The sequence below is a fragment of the Nocardia arizonensis genome (assembly GCF_001310275.1).
Lineage (GTDB): Bacteria > Actinomycetota > Actinomycetes > Mycobacteriales > Mycobacteriaceae > Nocardia > Nocardia arizonensis.
Genome location: NZ_LGYZ01000037.1, coordinates 1 through 2,429 on the forward strand (window position 1 = coordinate 1; position 2,429 = coordinate 2,429).

5 protein-coding genes and 1 pseudogene are annotated in these 2,429 nt (G+C 69.5%); 2 read left to right on the forward strand and 4 right to left on the reverse strand.

Annotated features, from left to right (window positions below; translation table 11 throughout):
* Together APZ21_RS06080 and APZ21_RS06085 are read left to right on the forward strand one after the other, a co-directional pair.
* Nucleotides 1–382, forward strand: a pseudogene (locus APZ21_RS06080) (aquaporin); the annotation flags it as partial.
* Nucleotides 383–398: 16 nt separating this feature from the next.
* Complete coding sequence (locus tag APZ21_RS06085) at nucleotides 399–806, forward strand: arsenate reductase ArsC (RefSeq protein ID WP_054812239.1); 408 nt, start codon at nucleotides 399–401, stop codon at nucleotides 804–806.
* Nucleotides 807–876: 70 nt separating this feature from the next.
* Here APZ21_RS06085 and APZ21_RS06090 read toward each other — a convergent pair whose 3' ends face one another.
* Genes APZ21_RS06090 through APZ21_RS06105 form a run of 4 tightly spaced genes read right to left on the reverse strand, consistent with a single transcriptional unit; the run spans nucleotide 877 to nucleotide 2,376 of the window.
* Nucleotides 877–1,212: a YnfA family protein gene (locus APZ21_RS06090; protein WP_054812240.1), complete on the reverse strand. Its 336-nt coding sequence runs from the start codon at nucleotides 1,210–1,212 to the stop codon at nucleotides 877–879.
* Between the two features lie 11 nt (nucleotides 1,213–1,223).
* Nucleotides 1,224–1,556 (reverse strand): hypothetical protein, encoded by a 333-nt coding sequence (locus APZ21_RS06095; protein WP_156370755.1) that lies wholly within the window; start codon nucleotides 1,554–1,556, stop codon nucleotides 1,224–1,226.
* Nucleotides 1,546–1,977 carry a MerR family DNA-binding protein gene (locus APZ21_RS06100; RefSeq protein WP_054812242.1) on the reverse strand — a complete coding sequence of 144 codons (432 nt, stop codon included), beginning with the start codon at nucleotides 1,975–1,977 and terminating at the stop codon, nucleotides 1,546–1,548. Before APZ21_RS06100 ends, APZ21_RS06095 begins: the two co-directional genes overlap by 11 nt.
* A gap of 39 nt (nucleotides 1,978–2,016) precedes the next feature.
* The gene (locus APZ21_RS06105) at nucleotides 2,017–2,376 is read right to left on the reverse strand and encodes a hypothetical protein (protein ID WP_054812243.1); all 360 of its coding nucleotides are present in this window, start codon (nucleotides 2,374–2,376) and stop codon (nucleotides 2,017–2,019) included.
* Between the last annotated feature and the right edge of the window lie 53 nt (nucleotides 2,377–2,429).

Genomic DNA, 2,429 nt, shown 5'->3' on the forward strand with positions numbered 1-2,429 from the left:
CACACACGAGCGGATCAGCGACGGTCATGTGGTCGGTGAGGTGGTCGCGACGGCGGGGTTGCTGGCGGTGATCTTCGCGCTGGCCCGCACGGGGCGTGCCGGATTGTCGGCGGCGGCGGTGGGGGCCTATATCGGTGCGGCGTACTGGTTCACCAGTTCGACATCGTTCGCCAATCCTGCGGTCACGGTGGGCCGGATGTTCTCCGATACCTTCGCCGGGATCGCGCCGAGTTCGGTGCCCGCCTTCGTCGGCGCGCAGATCCTGGGCGCGCTGCTGGGGCTGGGGCTGGTCGTGTGGCTCTATCCCGGCAGCGCCGCGAGCGCGGACGATGTCGTAGTCCCGCACGGCAATGCCGAATCCGAGAAACTGTCGCACGCGTAGAAGGGAGCACCCGGTCATGGATTCCAAACCCAGTGTGCTGTTCGTCTGTGTCCACAACGCCGGACGCTCGCAGATGGCCGCGGGTTTCCTCGCGCATCTGGCCGACGGACAGATCGAGGTCCGCTCGGCGGGCAGCGCACCGGCCGAGTCGTTGAATCCCGCCGCCGTCGCCGCGATGGCCGAGGTCGGTATCGATATCACCGCCCAGTCGCCGAAGGTCCTCACCTACGACGCGGTGGAGACCTCCGATGTGGTGATCACGATGGGCTGCGGGGACACCTGCCCGGTCCTGCCGGGAATCAGCTACCGCGACTGGCAGCTCGAGGACCCCGCGAGCAAGGGCGTGGAAGCGGTCCGCCCGATCCGCGACGAGATCCGTACGCGGGTCCAAGCACTCGTCACCGAACTCCGCTCCAGCGGATAGAACAGCGGGGCCGGGCCCCTTCCTCGCGCGTCATCGACCACGCACGCCGGTGGTGGGTGGGAAGTCGCGTTCAGGCGGGGCGTGGTGCGTACATGATGACCGCGACCCCGGCCAGGCACAGCAGCGCGCCGGTGATGTCGTAGCGGTCGGGACGGAATCCGTCCAGAGCCATGCCCCACAGCAGTGATCCCGCGACGAAGACCCCGCCGTAGGCGGCCAGGATGCGCCCGAAGTGCGCGTCGGGTTGCAGGGTCGCGACGAAGCCGTAGACGCCGAGCGCGATCACCCCAGCCCCGATCCACGTCCAACCCCGGTGCTCGCGCACGCCTTGCCAGACCAGCCACGCGCCGCCGATCTCGGCGACGGCGGCCAGGACGAACAACAGGATCGAACGCGCGACGGTCATGACCGGTGAGCCTACGAAACCGGACCGATCGGACTCTTCTCGGCCGTCGGCGTAATGGCGCAGCCGCAAACCGATTCTCCGCACCCACCGCCGGACCCGTCTGTAGTGGTGCCACAGCCGCGTCGGCGCGAGCGCGAGCGGGACCACACCAGCCCGGCCGCGCCGATTGCGAGTAGCGCGAACCCGATCGGTTCCAGCCAGGAGACGCTGAGCAGCAGTGCGCCGCCGCCCATGATCCCGGCCGCGGCCAGGATCGGGATCAGGCAGCAGCCCACGCACAAGAGGGCGCCGAGCCCGATGGAGGCCCACCACCCGCGCCGGGTCTTGGTGGTGTCAGCAGCCACGGCGATCACCTCGCACGATCTCGATGTCGATACCGGCGGTTCGCCGAGTGTTCTCGGCGGGGTCGAACGGGACCGGGCAGCACGGGCTTTCGCTGCACTCGATCAGGTCATCGCAACCGGCGGCCAGCGCCGCGCGCAACGTGTCACGCACCGCGGTCAACTCCGCGAGTTTCGCGTCGACCTCGGCGAGTTTCGCCGTCGCGCGGGCCCGCAGCCCGGCGGCGGGGCGTCGGTGTCCGTAGCGGGTGCCCTCCAGCAGGTCGGCGACCTCGTCGAGGGTGAACCCGAGGCGTTGGGCGGCCTTGATCACCCGCAGCACGGTCACCGCCTGCTCCGGATACTGCCGGTGCCCGCCCAGGGATCGGTCCGGCTCGGCCAGCAGCCCCCGGCGTTCGTAGTAACGCAACGTCTGCAAGTTCACGCCCGCCGCGGCGGCGAGTTTCCCCGCTGCGCAGTCCGGTCACCGGTGCGCTCCGGTGACCGCGGCGCGGGCGCGCCCGTCCAGGGTGTCGAGGAGGTCGAGGTGTGCGGTGGGGACCTCGATCCCCATCACCGGCACCGCATTGGCGTCGGTGGTGAAGGTGAAGGTGAAGAACGAGCAGCACACTGATTCTCGTGCGGCCAGATCCCGCCCGACGGCCTCGCCGTCACCGCCGGGACGCAGCCGAAGCTCCAACCGGTTCGGGCCCGGACGGGTCGCGCTGGTCACCGAGCGGGCGAAGAGGTCGTCGAACTCGGCCAGCCGGGTCGGGCGATCGACGGTGGGCAGGGTGCACGCGGACAGGTTCATCATCTGTTCGCGCAGGTCGTTGTCGGTCATGGCTTCACGGTAAGCCTGTACCCCGGTACAGGATGCAACCCCGAAAACAGTCC